Origin of the sequence: Cellulosimicrobium sp. I38E (assembly GCF_001647255.1) — a bacterium.
Taxonomy (GTDB): domain Bacteria; phylum Actinomycetota; class Actinomycetes; order Actinomycetales; family Cellulomonadaceae; genus Cellulosimicrobium; species Cellulosimicrobium cellulans_E.
In genome coordinates this window covers 1-14966 of sequence record NZ_LUAZ01000068.1, presented here as the reverse complement: position 1 = coordinate 14966, position 14966 = coordinate 1, and the positions used below count along the sequence as shown (strand labels likewise).

General features: G+C 75.4%; 15 protein-coding genes. 3 read left to right on the top strand and 12 right to left on the bottom strand.

Going from position 1 to position 14966, the window contains the following annotated elements:
- A partial coding sequence (locus tag A0J59_RS18365) for a LysR family transcriptional regulator (protein ID WP_156533167.1) occupies nucleotides 1-552 on the bottom strand: 552 nt, incomplete at its 3' end.
- Nucleotides 553-646: 94 nt separating this feature from the next.
- Here A0J59_RS18365 and A0J59_RS18360 point away from each other — a divergent pair.
- Both A0J59_RS18360 and A0J59_RS18355 read left to right on the top strand, forming a co-directional pair.
- Nucleotides 647-1627, top strand: coding sequence for a threonine/serine dehydratase (locus A0J59_RS18360; RefSeq protein ID WP_053370836.1), 981 nt, complete (start codon nucleotides 647-649; stop codon nucleotides 1625-1627).
- An 82-nt stretch (nucleotides 1628-1709) separates the two neighbouring features.
- Entirely contained in the window at nucleotides 1710-2330 is a 621-nt protein-coding gene (locus A0J59_RS18355) for an L-threonylcarbamoyladenylate synthase (RefSeq protein WP_064317064.1), read from the top strand.
- Between the two features lie 30 nt (nucleotides 2331-2360).
- On the opposite strand, the gene A0J59_RS18350 is transcribed toward A0J59_RS18355, so the two are convergent.
- The gene (locus A0J59_RS18350) at nucleotides 2361-3899 is read right to left on the bottom strand and encodes a lipase maturation factor family protein (protein WP_064317063.1); all 1539 of its coding nucleotides are present in this window, start codon (nucleotides 3897-3899) and stop codon (nucleotides 2361-2363) included.
- A gap of 94 nt (nucleotides 3900-3993) precedes the next feature.
- Here A0J59_RS18350 and A0J59_RS18345 point away from each other — a divergent pair, with 94 nt between their 5' ends.
- Nucleotides 3994-5415, top strand: coding sequence for a UTP--glucose-1-phosphate uridylyltransferase (locus tag A0J59_RS18345; protein ID WP_047233345.1), 1422 nt, complete (start codon nucleotides 3994-3996; stop codon nucleotides 5413-5415).
- A gap of 108 nt (nucleotides 5416-5523) precedes the next feature.
- Here A0J59_RS18345 and A0J59_RS18340 read toward each other — a convergent pair whose 3' ends face one another.
- The 10 genes from A0J59_RS18340 to A0J59_RS18290 all read right to left on the bottom strand — a co-directional run.
- Nucleotides 5524-6180, bottom strand: a complete 657-nt coding sequence (locus tag A0J59_RS18340; RefSeq protein ID WP_064317062.1) for a YigZ family protein — start codon at nucleotides 6178-6180, stop codon at nucleotides 5524-5526.
- 140 nt (nucleotides 6181-6320) lie between these two features.
- Nucleotides 6321-7769, bottom strand: a complete 1449-nt coding sequence (gene argG, locus A0J59_RS18335; protein WP_047233343.1) for an argininosuccinate synthase — start codon at nucleotides 7767-7769, stop codon at nucleotides 6321-6323.
- A gap of 733 nt (nucleotides 7770-8502) precedes the next feature.
- Nucleotides 8503-8991: a VOC family protein gene (locus A0J59_RS18325; protein ID WP_082919183.1), complete on the bottom strand. Its 489-nt coding sequence runs from the start codon at nucleotides 8989-8991 to the stop codon at nucleotides 8503-8505.
- Between the two features lie 170 nt (nucleotides 8992-9161).
- A complete protein-coding gene (locus A0J59_RS18320; protein WP_053370840.1) occupies nucleotides 9162-9740 on the bottom strand; it encodes a Dps family protein in 579 nt (192 codons plus the stop codon).
- Between the two features lie 103 nt (nucleotides 9741-9843).
- Nucleotides 9844-10398 (bottom strand): hypothetical protein, encoded by a 555-nt coding sequence (locus A0J59_RS18315; RefSeq protein ID WP_064317061.1) that lies wholly within the window; start codon nucleotides 10396-10398, stop codon nucleotides 9844-9846.
- On the bottom strand, nucleotides 10395-11747 hold the full coding sequence (locus tag A0J59_RS18310) for a DUF58 domain-containing protein (RefSeq protein WP_082919182.1): 1353 nt from the start codon (nucleotides 11745-11747) through the stop codon (nucleotides 10395-10397). The genes A0J59_RS18315 and A0J59_RS18310 overlap by 4 nt, the downstream gene beginning before the upstream one ends.
- On the bottom strand, nucleotides 11744-12751 hold the full coding sequence (locus A0J59_RS18305) for a MoxR family ATPase (protein WP_064317060.1): 1008 nt from the start codon (nucleotides 12749-12751) through the stop codon (nucleotides 11744-11746). Before A0J59_RS18305 ends, A0J59_RS18310 begins: the two co-directional genes overlap by 4 nt.
- A complete protein-coding gene (locus A0J59_RS21735; RefSeq protein WP_064317059.1) occupies nucleotides 12748-13302 on the bottom strand; it encodes a hypothetical protein in 555 nt (184 codons plus the stop codon). Before A0J59_RS21735 ends, A0J59_RS18305 begins: the two co-directional genes overlap by 4 nt.
- Nucleotides 13299-14105, bottom strand: a complete 807-nt coding sequence (locus tag A0J59_RS21730; RefSeq protein WP_064317058.1) for a DUF4129 domain-containing protein — start codon at nucleotides 14103-14105, stop codon at nucleotides 13299-13301. The genes A0J59_RS21735 and A0J59_RS21730 overlap by 4 nt, the downstream gene beginning before the upstream one ends.
- Nucleotides 14102-14966, bottom strand: an 865-nt coding sequence (locus A0J59_RS18290) for a DUF3866 family protein (RefSeq protein WP_064317057.1), incomplete at its 5' end; no start/stop codon positions are given. The genes A0J59_RS21730 and A0J59_RS18290, both read right to left, overlap by 4 nt.

The window sequence follows — 14966 nt, the reverse complement described above, 5'->3', positions numbered from 1 at the left end:
GCCCCCGCCCATGGGTGCCGCGTCGTCCGCCGCCCGCACGAGGAACAGCTCCTCGGCGAGCACCGGCACCGCTCGCAGCCCCTCCACGTCCACGGGGGAGCGGTCGTGCTCGAACACCAGCGCCACGTCCGCCGCGCCGCGCCGCAACGCGTCCAGCGCCTCCGGCGGCTCCGCCTCCACGAGCCCCACGCCCAGGCCCGGATGGTCCCGCGCGAGCCGAGCCACGACGTCGGGCACCAGCGTCGCCAGCGCCGACGGGAACGCCGCCAGGCGCACCCGGCCTGCCGAGAGCGACATCAGCGCGTCCAGCTCGTCGCGAGCCGCGCCCACGCGCCCCAGGATCTCCTCCGCCCGCGCGGCGAGGAGCCGCCCGGCCGCCGTCAGACGCACCCCGCGCCCGTGCCGCTCCAGCAGCGGCACGCCCACCTCCGCCTCCAGCCGCGCCAGGTGGTGGCTGACCGACGGCTGCGCGTAGTGCAGCGACCGCGCCGCCGCCGTCACCGACCCCTCGCGCGCCACGGCCGCCAGCACACGTAGCCGCGTCAGGTCCATCTCGACTCCCTCACCGACGAAGCATAGGTCCGATCGATCGATCCACTCAGAACAGGCATTGGACCTATGGGACGGCGCGCGGCACCGTGGACGCATGGCCCCCGCCGACCTCGCCCCGCCCACGATGCGCGACGTCCTCGACGCCCGCCGCCTCCTCGCCGCGCACCTCGACCCCACCCCGACGCGCACCTACGCCGCCCTCGACCACGCCACCCGCGCCCACGTCGTCGTCAAGCACGAGAACCTCCAGCCCACCGGCGCGTTCAAGGTCCGCGGCGCCCTCAACCTCCTCCAGCGCCTCACGCCCGACGAACGCGCCCGCGGCGTCACCGCGTTCTCCACCGGCAACCACGCACAGGCCGTCGCCTACGCCGCCCGCACCACCGCCGCCCCCTGCACCATCGTCATGCCCACGAGCCCCAACCCCACCAAGGCCGACGCCGTCCGCGACCTCGGCGCCCGCCTCGTCCTCGCCGGCAGCACCTTCGACGACGCGCGCGAGCACGCCACGGCGCTCGCGGCCGACGACGGGTCCCGGCTCGTCAGCGCCGCCAACGAGCCGCTCCTCGTCGCCGGCGTCGCGACCGCGTACCTCGAGCTCCTCGAACGCGCGCCGGACCTCGACGTGCTCGTCGTGCCCGTCGGCGGGGGCAGCGGCGCCGCGGCCGCATGCCTCGTCGCCCACGCGCTCGCACCCGACCTCGACGTGGTCGCCGTCCAGTCCGCCGCCTCGCCGGCCGCGCACGACTCCTGGCGCGCCCGAGACCTCCTCGCGCGGCCCAACACCTCGCGGGCCGAGGGGCTGGCGACCGGCACCGGCTTCGCCCTCACCCAGGCGATGCTGCGCGAGCACCTCGCCGACTTCGTCCTCGTCGACGACGACGCGATCGACCGCGCCGCGGCGCTCTACCTCACCGCCGCGCACACGGTCGCCGAGGGCGCGGGCGCCACGGCGCTCGCGGCCGTGCTCGCGGACCCGGAGCGGTTCGCCGGCCGTCGGGTCGGCGTCGTGTGCTCGGGCGGCAACGCGAGCCCGGCGGAGCTGCGCCGGGTGGCCGCGCACCTGCCGGGGTAGCTCGGCTCGTGTCGCGGTCGCGGACACGGCACGCCGGGCACGAGCGCCGGGCCCGCGCGGGGGACGGGCCTAGGCTCGGGACATGGCCCGCTACCTCGACGTGCACCCCGACAACCCGCAGCCGCGCGCGATCGCGCAGGTCGTCGCCCTCCTCGAGGACGGCGGGCTGGTCGCCTACCCGACCGACTCCGGCTATGCGCTCGGGTGCCGCATGGACGACCGCGAGGGCGCCGACCGCATCCGCCGGATCCGGCACCTCGACGACCGGCACCACTTCACGCTCGTGTGCGCGGACTTCGCACAGCTCGGCCACTTCGTCATGGTCGACAACTCCGCGTTCCGCTCCATCAAGGCCGCCACGCCCGGCCCGTACACGTTCATCCTGCGCGCGACGTCCGAGGTCCCGCGGCGCCTCGCCCACCCCAAGAAGAAGACCGTCGGCGTCCGCATCCCCGACGACACGGTCGCGCAGGCCATCGTGGCCGCGCTCGGCGAGCCCATCCTGTCGAGCTCGCTCATCCTGCCCGGGTCCACGACGGCGCTCACGGACGGGTGGGCGATCAAGGAGGAGCTCGACCACGTCGTCGACGCCGTCGTCGACGGCGGCGAGCGGGGGAGCGAGCCGACGACGGTCGTGGACTTCTCCGACGGCGCCCCCGAGGTCGTCCGCGCGGGTGCGGGCGACCCCTCCCGCTTCGAGTAGGGGAGGCCGCACGCGGACGGGCGGCCCGCGTCAGGCCTCCGGGCCGACGAGGCGGCGCAGGCGGGCGAGGTCGATCGGGTCGACGAGCGTGCCGCGCTCCTCGCGCACCCACCAGTCGCCCGAGCGCCGCCGCTCGTCGCGCGTCGTGTACCGGTAGCGGAAGACGCGGGCCCGCACCCACCGCGGAGCCGGGCCGGCGGGGTCGTCCGCGAACGGGTCCGCGGCGAGCAGGCGCAGGGTGGGGCGGTCGGCCTCGAGGAGCCGGAGCAGCAGCACCTCGAACCACCGTGTGCCCGGCGACCCGAGCGCGAGGAACCACATCTGCCAGTCGAGCCGCAGGTGGTACGGCGCGACCTGCGGCGGTCGCCGGTGGACCTCGCCCGGCTTGCCGCGGAACGCGTACTCGACCCAGTCGTCCGGCCCGGGCGAACGGGCAGTCGATCCCTCGATCACGACCTCGTCCCGCCGCCGGGACACGGAGCCGAACGCCCCGTACGCGTTGACGAGCCGGAACGGCTCGAAGCTCGCGTTCATGAGCTGCCGACGCGCGACCAGGTTGCGCGCCGGGCGCACGCTCAGCGCGAGCAGCAGCGCCGACACCCCCAGCACCGCCACGACCAGGGCGGCCGGGCCGCCCAGGTCCGCCCCGCCGTCGGGCACCCGCTCGCCGCTCCCGAGCGCCGGCACCAGCCACGACCCCACCGCCGCCCACGCGCCGTCGCTCACCACCCCGAGCCCGAGCACGACCGTCAGCCAGTTCAGCCACGCGAAGTTCCCCGTCACCAGCAGCCACGTCTGCGTGAGCACCACGACGCCTCCCGCGACGCTCGCCACCGGCTGCGGCGCGAACAGCGCGAACGGCACCACGAGCTGCGTCACGTGGTTGCCCGCCACCTCCACCCGGTGCCACCACCGCGGCAGGTGGTGCGCATGCCACGAGAACGGGCCGGGCAGCGGCTGCGTCTCGTGGTGGTAGTCCAGCGCCGTCAGGTCCCGCCAGACCCGGTCGCCGCGGATCTTGATGAGCCCCGCACCCAGCTCCACCCGGAACAGGCACCACCGGGCCGCCAGCAGCACCAGCACCGGGGGAGCGACGCCCCCGCCCGACGACCCCAGCCAGCCCACGAGGAACGTCACCTCGCACAGCAGCGACTCCCACCCGAACCCGTAGAACCGCTGCCCGACGTTCACCACCGACAGGTACGCCGCCCACAGCAGCAGGAACGCGAGCGTCGTCACCCACCACGGGCCCCGCTGCGGCACCCCCACCACGATCAGCCCCGCGAGCACGACGCCGCACCACGCCATCCCCACCACGAACCGGTCCGAGCACCACCGCCGCAGCACGCTCGGCCCGTCCCGCCACGACGTGCGCGCCACGAACACCCCCACCGGCAGCAGCCCGTGCTCTCCCAGCAGCGGCCGCCACTGCCGCACCACCACGACGAACGCCAACACCAGCACCGCCCCCGTGCCCCGCTGGAGCACCTCGCGCGCCACGTCGTAGTCCGGTGCCCAGAACCACGACCCCAGCCACGTCTCCGCGCGGCCGGGCCACCCGTCCGCCATCCCCCCACGGTAGGCGTGTGACCCGCGTCTCACCCGAGCGCGGCAGGCTCCCGCCGCCCTGCCCCGAGCGGGTCCCCGCCCCTACGATCGAGCCATGAGCAGCCAGGGCCTCACCCAGTCCACCGACCGCATGCGCGACGCCGGAGTCGCCCCCGCCGCCATCGACGTCTTCACCCGCTTCTACCGGCTCCTCGAGTCCGGCGCGACCGGCATGATCCCCGAGTCCGACGTCGAGCCCCTCACCGACGTCACCCGCCGCGACGCGCTCGACGTCCCCGACGACGCCGCGCGCGACGCCCTCCAGCGCACCGCGATCATCAAGCTCAACGGCGGCCTCGGCACCTCCATGGGCATGGACCGCGCCAAGTCCCTCCTCACCGTGCGCGACGCCGACCCGCAGCGCCCCGACAGCGGCCCTCTCACCTTCCTCGACGTCATCGTCGCCCAGGTCCGCGCCGCCCGGCACGCCACCGGAGCACCCCTGCCCCTGCTCCTCATGAACTCGTTCCGCACCCAGGACGACACCCTCACCGCGCTCGCCCCCCACGACGACCTCCCCGTCACCGGCCTCCCGCTCGACTTCCTCCAGAACCGCGAGCCCAAGCTCCGCGCCGACGACCTCACCCCCGTCGACTGGCCCGCCGACCCCGAGCTCGAGTGGTGCCCGCCCGGTCACGGCGACCTCTACACCGCCCTCTACGCCTCCGGCGCCCTCCGCGCCCTCCTCGACGCCGGCTACCGGTACGCCAGCGTCTCCAACTCCGACAACCTCGGCGCCGCGCCCGACGCCGCCATGGCCGGCTGGTTCGCCGCCAGCGGCGCACCCTTCGCCGCCGAGGTCGCCCGTCGCACCCCCGCCGACCGCAAGGGCGGCCACCTCGTCGTGCGCCGCAGCGACGGACGCCTCGTCCTGCGCGAGACCGCGCAGACCCCGGCCGACGACCAGGACGCCGCCGCCGACATCAGCCGGCACCGGTACTTCAACACCAACAACCTCTGGTTCGACCTCGAGGCGCTCGCGGCCGAGCTCGACCGCACCGGCGGCGTGCTCGAGCTCCCGCTCATCAAGAACACCAAGACGGTCGACCCGACCGACCCGTCGTCGCCCGAGGTCGTGCAGATCGAGTCCGCCATGGGCGCCGCCGTCGAGGTGTTCGACGGCGCCCTCGCCATCGAGGTCGGGCGCGACCGCTTCCTGCCGGTCAAGACCACGAACGACCTCCTGGTCCTGCGCTCCGACGTCTACGACCTCGACGACCGGTACCGGTTCGTCGCCCGGACCGACGCGCCGCTCGTCGACCTCGACCCGGCCTACTACAAGACCATCGCCGCGTTCGACGCCCGGTTCGACGACGGCACGCCCTCGCTGCGCGCGGCGCGCTCCCTCACGGTCCGCGGCGACTGGACCTTCGGCTCCGGCGTCACCGTCACCGGCGACGCCGAGCTCGCCGACCCGGGAGGCTCCTCGCGCGTCCCCGACGGCGCCGTCGTCGGCCCGGACGGGGTCAGCGACTGACCTGCCGACCAGGCGATCCCGGCCGGTCGAGCAGGCGATCCCGGCGCGTCCGGCGACCAGGACGAGCCGCGACCACCTGCTCGACGCTGGACGGTGACGGACGACCGGTCAGGCGGGGAGGTCGACGACGCGGTCGGTGCCTCGGAGCGCCGTCAGGGAGCCCGAGGTAGCGGCGGCGAGGTCGGCGTCGAACCGGGCCAGCTCGGCGGGCGGGACGAGGACGGTGAACTCCGCCTCGGCGCCGTAGGCGACGGCGTCGAGCGAGCCGTCGTGCTGGGCGGCCCAGTCGCGCAGGACGCCGTGGAGACGGCCGGCGTCGGCGTGAGGGACGTCGACGCGCACCTCGGTCAGGACCGCGCGGCGCACGGGCCGCGCCACGTCGAGCGCCTCGCTCACCGCGGAGGAGTACGCCCGGACGAGCCCGCCCGCGCCGAGCAGCACGCCGCCGAAGTAGCGCGTGACGACGGCGACGACGTCGGTGACCTGGCGGTGCCGCAGCACCTCGAGCATCGGGACGCCCGCGGTGCCGGACGGCTCGCCGTCGTCGGTGGAGCGCTGCTGGTCGGCGTGCGCGCCGACGACGAGCGCGACGCAGTGGTGCCGCGCGTCCCAGTGCTCCTTGCGGACGCGGGCGATCACGGCGTCCGCGTCGGCGACGGACGCGACGGGGGAGAGGTGCGTGAGGAACCGGGACTTCTTGACGACGAGCTCGCAGTCGACCGGTCCGGCGATCGTGCCCCACAGCTCACCGGTGCCCGTGCTCATCCCGCGAGCCTATCCGCGCACGGGCACGCGCCACGCCCTCGGCGAGCGGCGACCTGCCGCCGGAAGGGCGACGCACGGCCGCGGAGAACCACTCTCCGCGGCCGTGCGCCGTCGTCCCGCTGCGTGTGGCCCGGGTCGGGTCAGTCCGTGCCCGACTCCATGGCGGCCCGGTCGAGGAGCGCGTCGTCGCCCTCGGCCATGCCGCGCGACGCGATGACCTCGGCGCCGCCCTCGGGCATCGCGCCGATGAGCTCGGTCGTCGCCCCGGCGCCTGCCCCGATGAGCGCCGCGTGCGCGGTGCCGACGATGCCGATCCCGGCGTACTGCTCGAGCTTGGCGCGCGAGTCGGCGATGTCGAGGTTGCGCATGGTGAGCTGGCCGATCCGGTCCATCGGGCCGAACGCGGAGTCCTCGGTGCGCTCCATCGAGAGCTTGTCCGGGTGGTAGCTGAACGCGGGCCCGGTGGTGTCGAGGATCGAGTAGTCCTCGCCGCGGCGCAGGCGCAGCGTGACCTCGCCCGTGACGGCGGTGCTGACCCAGCGCTGGAGGGACTCGCGGATCATGAGCGCCTGCGGGTCGAGCCAGCGGCCCTCGTACATGAGGCGGCCCAGGCGGCGGCCCTCGGTGTGGTACTGCGCGAGGGTGTCCTCGTTGTGGATCGCGTTGACGAGGCGCTCGTACGCGGCGTGCAGGAGCGCCATGCCGGGTGCCTCGTAGATGCCGCGGCTCTTGGCCTCGATGATGCGGTTCTCGATCTGGTCCGACATGCCGAGACCGTGGCGGCCGCCGATCGCGTTGGCCTCGTTCACCAGGTCGACGGCGGACTCGAACTCGTGCCCGTTGATCGTGACGGGACGGCCCTGGACGAAGCCGATCGTCACGTCCTCGGTCGCGATCTCGACCGACGGGTCCCAGAACCGCACACCCATGATGGGCTCGACGGTCTCGATGCCGGTGTCGAGGTGCTCGAGCGTCTTGGCCTCGTGGGTCGCGCCCCAGATGTTGGCGTCCGTCGAGTAGGCCTTCTCGGTGCTGTCGCGGTAGGGGAGGTCGTGGGCGAGCAGCCACTCCGACATCTCCTTGCGGCCCCCGAGCTCGGCGACGAAGTCGGCGTCGAGCCACGGCTTGTAGATGCGCAGGGCCGGGTTCGCGAGCAGGCCGTAGCGGTAGAACCGCTCGATGTCGTTCCCCTTGAAGGTGGATCCGTCGCCCCAGATCTGCACGTCGTCCTCGTGCATGGCGCGCACCAGCAGGGTGCCGGTGACGGCCCGGCCCAGGGGAGTGGTGTTGAAGTACGCGCGCCCGCCGGAGCGGATGTGGAACGCACCGCACGCCAGGGCCGCGAGGCCTTCCTCGACGAGCGCCGCGCGGCAGTCGACCAGGCGCGCGACCTCGGCGCCGTACGCGGTGGCGCGTCCCGGCACCGACGCGATGTCGGGCTCGTCGTACTGGCCGATGTCGGCGGTGTAGGTGCAGGGCACGGCGCCCTTGTCGCGCATCCAGGCGACGGCGACGGACGTGTCGAGGCCGCCGGAGAACGCGATCCCGACGCGCTCGCCGACGGGGAGGGAGGTGAGAACCTTGGACATGGTCAAAGTATGCGCGATTCTGCATAGGTATTCAATCTCGCGCAATGGAGCAGGTCTCTGCGAGTCCCTCTCAGCGTGTGATGGTGGTAATAGTGTGCCAAGCGGGTAGGTTCGCCTCGTGACCACCGACGCCACCGTCCCACCCGCCGGCCGCCCCGACGAGACGGCTGCTGCCCCCGCAGCCTCGCCGTCTCGGTACCCCCGGCCGACGGTCTCGCTCGACGAGGCCGAGTGGGTGTGGCGGACGCTCGCCACCGAGGCGATGGTGGAGTCGGCGAAGCCCGAGACCGTGCGGCTCGCCGTGATCGCGGGGCTCACGCGCGCGACGGGCGCCCGGTACGGCGACCTCCTGCGCTGCACCGCGGACGCGATCGACCTCGGTCCCGCGACGGCACGCGCGGGGGAGGGGAGGGTCGTCCTCACGCACGGCAAGCACCGCACGGTCCGCGAGCACGTGCTCAGCGCGAGCGTCGTCGTGGTGCTGCGGCGCTGGATGGCCGTGCGGGAGGTGCTCGCGGCGGACCTCGAGGGATCGGTGCCGCGCGCGCTGCTGCTCACGGTGCACCACACGCACGACAACGGCGTCACGGTGTCGAGCGGCCTGCCCATCACGAAGCAGGGGCTCGTACTCTCGTGGCGGCGGTTCGTGCACCGGACGAACGCCCGCTACGGCGCCGTGCGGGCGCCGCTGCCGACGCGCTTCGAGCAGGTCCGGCGGGCGTGGGTCGAGGCGTCAGCTCCCGCCGGCAGCGGGATCGTCGCGGGCCCCGGGCTCGGCGACGACGCCGGGCGGGACGCCCTCCTCGCCGCCGAGCTCCTGGAACAGGGTGACGTGGAGGCCGGCGGGGGCGTCGAGGCGTGAGTTGAGCGAACCCCACGGGGTGCGGGTCGGGGGAGCGACGAGCTCCGCCCCGGCCTCGACCGCGCGGCCGGTGGCGACCCGCGCGTCGTCGACCTCGAACGCGACCCGCAGGTGGCCGGCGACCTGGCGCCCGACCTCCACGTCGTCGATCGCCCGCTTGTGGGCCGGGTTCGCGATCTCGAGCGTCGCGTGCCCGACGTCGAGGATCGCCACCCGGTCGTCCTCGCCGTCGGCGTACGCGATGCGCTCGGGGAGGCCCAGGACGTCGCGGTAGAAGGCGAGGGCGGCGTCGTAGTCGTCGGCCTCCACGACGAGGCGGAGCTGGCGGACGGCGGGCCGCTGAGGAGTGTTGTCGCTCATCCGGCGACCCTATGTCACATCCTGTAAAAATAGTGTGCCAAGCGTTCCTACCCACCCCGCCCTCCGTGCACGGCCTCACCAGACAGCACGGAAAAGCCGGCCGCACGCCGCGTCGGGTGGACGGTGGCGTGCGGCCGGCTCCGTGCTGCGGAGCAGCGGGGGAGCGGGCGTCAGGGCTGGCCGGCGGCCGCCTGCTCGGCCTTGCGAGCGGCACCGGTCTCGGTGCGCGCGCCGTCGGTGGAGAGGTCGCCACCGGTCGACTCGAGGTGCGCGCGGACGAACCAGTGGAACAGCTCGAGGTCGTGCAGGTGCCCGATGAGCAGGTCGTTGGTCACGTCGTCGAGCTCCTCGGTCGCGGACGCGGCCTCGCGGTGCGCCGTGATGACCCCGACGTAGACCTCGTCGAGGGCCCCGAGGTGGGCGATGGTCGAGGCGCGGCCGAGCGAGTAGTCCTCCCAGCTCCGCTCGGCGACCAGCGCACCGGGCGTGCCCTTCGGCGAGACGCCCAGGGTCGCGATCCGCTCCGCGACGGCGTCGACCATCGCGCGGACGGCGTCGACCTGCGGGTCGATCATCTCGTGCACCGCGATGAAGTGCGGCCCGACGACGTTCCAGTGGATGTGCTTGAGCGTGAGCTGAAGGTCGTTGAGCGCGTGCAGGCGCTCCTGGAGGATCCCGGCGACCTTCGCCCCTTCCTCAGGGGTGAGCGACGGGACGGTGTACTTGGGCAGGTCGGAGCGAGCGGCCATGGGTGCCTCCTCGGGTCGGGTGCGGTCGCCGCCGTGACGGCGGGACGGCGTCGGGCGCCGTCCCGCCATCGTCGGGCGGTCCCCGGCCGCTCGCAGCGCGAGGTCAGTCCCGCGGCGTGACGAGCAGCACGAGGCCCAGCACGGCGATCCCGCCGAGGGCGGTGGCGACCGCCGACGAGACGTCTCCCGCGGTGATCGCCTGCACCGCGAGCGCCACGAGGAGGAGCGCGGCCTGGAGCACGGCGACCCTGCGGAGGTCGGGCACGACGGCCCGCAGCTCCGCGCGCGCCTCGGGTGGCACGTGGTCCGACCACCAGGCGGTGCGCAGCACGAGGTGACCCAGCGGGAGGAGGACGAGCACGACGGGGTCGAAGGGAGCGTCCCCGTCCAGGAGCAGGACGAGCCCGCCGAGGAGCACGAGCAGGTGGGGCACCGGCGGGGCGGGCAGGTAGGCGGTGACGGCCCCGAGGCCGATCGCGGCCCCCCAGACCAGCGACTGTGCGAGCCCGGTCGTCTGGAGTGCGGCTCCGGCGAAGGCGGTGGCGAGGACGAGGAGGAGGACGCGCGGGCACCACCCGGGGAAGGTGCGCTCGGTCTCGACCTCGAGGCGCGGGCGCGGTCCGGCGGTGACGACGTCGCGTCGGACGAGTCGCCTCATCGGGTGGCTCCGGTCGGGCTCGGGCGCCCGGGTCCTTGCCGGTCGAGCCGTCGTGCCGCGAGCTCGAGCGTCCCGCGAGCGCCGTCGGCGCCGGGCGTGCCGTCGTACCAGCCTGCGACGACGATCCCGCGCTCGCGCAGGTCGTGGACGCGGTCCGCGCGCTCGTGGCGGGTGACGGCCCAGGCGGTGGCGACGTGGTCGTCGACCTCGGCGACGGAGACGGGTGGGAGGACGTCGACGACGACCACCACGTGTCCGGTGTCGTGCCACTGGCGGGCGAGGCGGGGCGCTGCGTCGTCGAGCAGGGTCGAGAAGAGGTAGACGGCGGCGCCGGCGGGGACCTGGGGCGGGCGGTGGCGGGCGGAGGGGTCGCCGACGGGTCGGGCGAGGGCGAGGCCGTGGAGGATGCGGCGCAGGTGGCGTCGTCCGCCGCCGGGGCGGACGGGTCGGGCGAGGCGGCCGAGGTCGTCGAGCGCGACGCGGTCGCCGTCGGCGAGGACGGCCTGGGCGACGGACGCGGCGGCGTGGCGGGCGAGGTCGAGGGACGTGGCCTCGTCGGGCCGCTGGGCGCCGACGCCGCTCCAGGTGGCGAGGTCGGGGGCGACGTCGTCGCGGGAGTCGACGACGAGGACGACGGTCGCCTCGGCGGTCCCGAAGGTCCGCCGGACGTAGAGGGTGTCGAGGGTGGGGGAGCGGCGGGCTGTGGCGCGCCAGTCGATGCGGCGGAGCCGGTCGCCGGGGCGGAAGGCGTCGACGTCGCGCAGCTCGGTGCCGTCCCCGGGGCGTCGGGAGGTGTGCGGGCCGGAGAGTCCGCGCAGGCGGGAGGAGAGGGGCAGGCGTCCGAGCGGGGTCGGTCGGGGCAGGACGAGGCGCCGCGGGCCACGGGCGACGCGGGCGACCTGCTCCTCGACGCCGTCGGGCCCGTACGCGGCGTAGTCGACGCGGAGGGTGTCGGTGACACCGGTGCGGGCGGAGGGTGCGTGCCAGGAGAGCTCGTGGGTTCCGGCCGTGGTGCGGACCAGGCGTTCGGTGACGAGGCCGCCGGGAGCGAGGGCCCGCAGCCGCAGGAGCTCGACGCCGGGCGGGACGTCGGCGACGGTGCGGGCGGCGAGGGTCCCGGCGGGGGCGTCGGTGTCGAGGTCGACCCGCACGGTGACGGGTCCGTGGGGGCGGTGGACCCAGCCCCAGACGGCGCTGAGCAGGGGCGGGAGCCCGAGGAGCGCGGCGTCGGGGCGGCGGAACAGGACGCCGAGGGCGAGGAGGGTGGCGCCGAGGAGGACGCCGGCGGCGAGGTGGACGGTGGTGCGCCAGCGTGGTGGGTCGTCGCGGTCCGCCGTGGGGGTGCTCATCCGCGATCGCCGACGGTGGCGGGGCCGGGGACGGTCTGGAGGATGCCGGCGACGACGGTCTCGGGCCGCAGGTCGGCGGCCCACGCCCCGGGGGTGAGGGTGAGGCGGTGGGCGAGCACGGGGACGGCGACGCGCTTGACGTCCTCGGGCAGGACGACGTCGCGCCCGTCGAGCACGGCGACGCCGCGGGCGAGGAGGGCGAGGTTCTGGGACCCGCGGGGGGATGCCCCGACCTCGAGGTCGCGGTGGGCGCGGGTGGCGGCGGCGAGGTCGACGCAGTAGGCGATGACGTCCGGGTGGACGTCGACCTGCTCGACGGCGGCCTGCATGGCGAGGACGGTGTCGCGGTCGACGACCTGGCGGACGACGGGGTCGTCGTGGCGGCGGGCGATGCGGCGGGTGAGGACCTCGCGCTCCTCGTCGCGCCCGGGGTACCCGACGGACAAGCGCACCATGAAGCGGTCGAGCTGCGCCTCGGGCAGCGGGTAGGTGCCCTCGTGCTCGACGGGGTTGGACGTCGCGACGACGTGGAAGGGCTTCGGGAGCACGTGGGTGGTGCCCTCGACGGTGACCTGGCGCTCGGCCATGGACTCGAGCAGCGCGGACTGCGTCTTGGGGGCGGTGCGGTTGATCTCGTCGGCGAGCAGCAGCCCGGTGAAGACGGGCCCGGGCCGGAACTCGAAGGTGCGGGTGGCGGGGTCGTACACGGAGGAGCCGGTGACGTCCGAGGGCAGGAGGTCGGGGGTGCACTGCAGGCGGGTGAAGTCGAGGCCGAGCGCGCGGGCGAGGCTCCGGGCGGCGAGGGTCTTGCCGAGCCCGGGGACGTCCTCGAACAGCACGTGCCCGCCGGCGAGCACGGTGGCGAGCGCCAGCGTGAGGGGTTCGCGGGCCCCGACGACGGCGGTCGCGACCTCGTCGAGGACGGCGCGGCCGTGCGCGGCGACCGTCGGCACGTCGAGAGTCGTGCCCGGTCCGGCGGTGCGAGGGGCGGGGTCGGCGGTCATCGGGGTGTCCCTCCGTCGGGGCGGTCCGGTGTGGCGTGGGTGGTGAGGGTCTGGTCGAGCCGGTCGAGCGCCGCGAGCCAGGTGTCGAGCTCCGCGGGCGTCGGGAGGCGCCCGTCGGTGACGAGGTCGTGGACGGTGCGGGCGGCGCGGGGGCCGAGGAGACGGGCCACGTCGGTCGCGGCGCCGGGGTCGGCGAGGTCGTCGATCCCGCGGCGGGTCAGGCGACGCTCCGTGAGGCGGCGCACCCGGCGCGCGGCGGTGACCGTGACGCGGCCGTCGCGGCCCAGGACCGACCAGCCGAGGTCGGACACGTCGCGCCGGTTGCCGTCGCGCCGCACGTCCGGGACGCGCGGCCACACGGTGTCCCCGGCGTAGCCGGTGCGGTGCCACAGCAGGACGCCCGCGACGCCCAGGGTCGTGAGCATGAGGGCGTGCGCGGGCGAGGACCCGAGCAGCACGAGGACCACGCCGAGCCCGACGACGACGGCGGCCGCGAGCAGGGCGTGCCGATCCGCCGGGCGCAGGCGACCCCAGCGCTCGCGCGCCCTCACGGCCGTGCCTCGTCGTGCAACGGGTGGTCGTGGGGCACGGCTGCGTCGGAGGCAGCGACCGTCGGGCGGCCCGGGTGCGTCGCGAGGTCCGCCGCGATGCGGGCCAGGGCGGCGCGAGCCGCCTCCAGGTCGCGCGCGCCGAGTGGCGTCTCGCCGAACCGGGCCCGGTGGTACAGGCCTCGGAGCGTCGCGACGGCGTCGGCGTCCACCCGGGTGCTGGCCAGGACGGCGCTCGTGAACTCGGTCGGGGTCTGCGCGGGGTCTCGCCGGGTGCCTGCCCGCTCCGCGGCGCGCTCGAGCGCGACCCACGCGGCGACGACGGCGTCGTGCGGATCGACGTCAGGCACGTGCAGGTCGTCGTGCGCCCGGTCGACCGCCTCCCGCAGCTCGGGCACGACCGGGTCCTCGGCCGCGTGGACGGAGACGTCGCCGGGTGCCGTGACGAGGAGCTCGCGTCGGCGTCGTCGGACGAGGAGCGCCGGGAGGTACCGGCGCGCGAGCACGACGAGGAGGACGAGAGCGACGATGCCCAGGGTCCAGAGGATGAAGGCATCGACCGACAGACCGCCGGAGTCCGTCTGCGACCGGATCTGGTCCCGCGCGTCGGACAGGACGTCGGTCGTCGCGGTCTCCGGGGGCGGCGCGACCTGTTCCTGCCCGACGCGGTCGAACCAGCCCGGCGCCTCCCAGCCCCACGGCGCGCCGACGGCCGCGGCGAGCACCGCCGCGAGCGCCAGTGCGGCGACGGCGGCGAAGCGTGCCGGTCCGGGCCGGCGGTGGTCGTCCCCCTGCGGTGCGGTCATACGGGCCGGAGCGACTCTGCGTGGACGCCGGCGACGGCGGCGGCGACGAACGCGGCGGGGTCGGCGTCGAGGCCGCGGCCCATGGTGGAGAGCCGGACGGGGACGGCGTGGAGGGCGTCGAGGAGGTCCGGGCCGGCGGGGACGTCGACGAGGTGGTGGCGCCCGGTGGGGGCGGCGAGGGTCGTGGCCTGCTCGGCGACGCGGCGGGTGAGGTCGGCCCCCCACCCGGTGAGCCGCTCGACGTCGGCCGTGGGGACGGGCACGGGGACGTCGCTGGGGGCGAGCGCGACGCGGCCGTACGCGGTGAGGGAGTGGTGGGAGACGCCGAGGTGGCGGTCGCGGGCGTCGGCGCCGGAGACGCGCAGGGACGCGACGGGGCGGCCGCGGAGGGCGGCGACGGCGTTGAGGGCCTCGCCGGCGGCGACGCCGGAGAAGCCCCAGCGGGTGCCGGTGCCGAGGTTGCCGGGGCCTTGGGCGACGACGACGAGGTCGGCGCCGGTGACGTGGCGCGCGGCGAGGAGGCCGGTGTGCACGGTGACGGCCTCGAGGTCGCCGCCGAACGCCTGTCCGACGGTGAGGCAGGTGTCGATCCAGCCGGTCTCGCGCAGGGTGGCGACGGTGCGGGAGAAGGCGGCGGGCAGGGCTCCGCCGTCGGTCATGACGTAGGCGACGCGGGGTGCGGGGCGGCCCGCGAGCGCCGCGGCGTGCCGGGCGCCGGCGACGACGGCGGGCAGGGCGGAGTGGAGGTCGGCGACGACGACGGGGGTGGCGTCGAGGTCGTCGGCGTCGCGGAGGGCGTCGTGGTGGGGGGACTCCTGCTCGTCGACGCCGAGGACGAGGGCCTGGAGGGGGGTGTAGCGG